The 964-nt window shown below is 42.9% G+C and carries 2 protein-coding genes; both read right to left on the bottom strand.

Features of this window, described 5'->3' with window-relative positions; all coding sequences use genetic code 11:
* Positions 1 to 274 (bottom strand): ATP-binding protein (locus tag A3761_RS23470; RefSeq protein ID WP_231881297.1); only part of this gene is annotated, 274 nt, incomplete at its 3' end.
* A 77-nt stretch (positions 275 to 351) separates the two neighbouring features.
* Positions 352 to 964: hypothetical protein (locus A3761_RS28140; protein WP_197473206.1), on the bottom strand; the 613-nt coding region annotated here is incomplete at its 5' end.

Raw genomic sequence — 964 nt, 5'->3', positions numbered from 1 at the left:
CTGGTACACCTTCTTCAGAGTGAATATCTACGGGCATCCCGCGCCCGTTATCGGCAACTGACAAAGAACCATCTTCATACAATACAACATCAATTTTACTGGCGTGACCCGCAAGCGCTTCATCGACACTGTTATCGATTACTTCCTGAGCAAGGTGATTGGGCCGAGTGGTTTCAGTATACATCCCCGGTCTTTTCTTAACCGGGTCCAAACCACTTAGTACTTCGATTGAGTCGGCGTTATATTGCTTCGGAGATGAGTTATTGTCTGCCATATACTTCTTATGCTGCTATTAATGAGGAGGGATTTTATTTAGTGAAGCTTAACCGAGAATAGAGAGGCTGCCAATACCTAGTCTTCACTTAAGTCTAAGGGGTAGTGACTCGCACCAATCTCAAGCACATCGAGAGCCTCGATATTTGATTCAAAGAACTGAACACTAAAGTCAATGCCACTGATCACTTCCCGATTTGCGTTTAAGGTCTCGAACGAGTAGTAATTCGGATAGATTCCTTTTGCTTCTCCATCGTCAAATGAGCGCTCATCGCCATCATTATTGGTACTTGCTCTAACAAAATACTCGCCGACCGGGATATTCTCAAAGCGATAGCTGTATACACCGTCAGACAAAGATCCTGCCACGGTAGATGTAGCAAAAATAGGTTCTTCTGGCAAAGCGTTCAAAACCTCATCTAAGGCAATAAGCGATATATAAAGATTACCGACCGATTCGTTACCAGAAATAGTATTCGATGCGATTACATCAAGCGATGCAGTTTGCACCGCACCATCATTTATTTGATATTCTATGATCAAACTACCTTTCTTAAAGGTGTTTACTGGAATCGCTGCACTATTAATTTCTACCGTATAGATCCCTAAACCATTGGAATCTGTATCATCCTGACGAACATCTAACCAACTGGCGTCAGCTTCACTTGGTGTAATACCGGAGACAATAACG

It is taken from the genome of Oleiphilus sp. HI0123 (assembly GCF_001635315.1).
The sequence above is the reverse complement of the archived record's forward strand: the minus strand, read 5'-3'. Positions and strand labels throughout refer to the sequence as shown.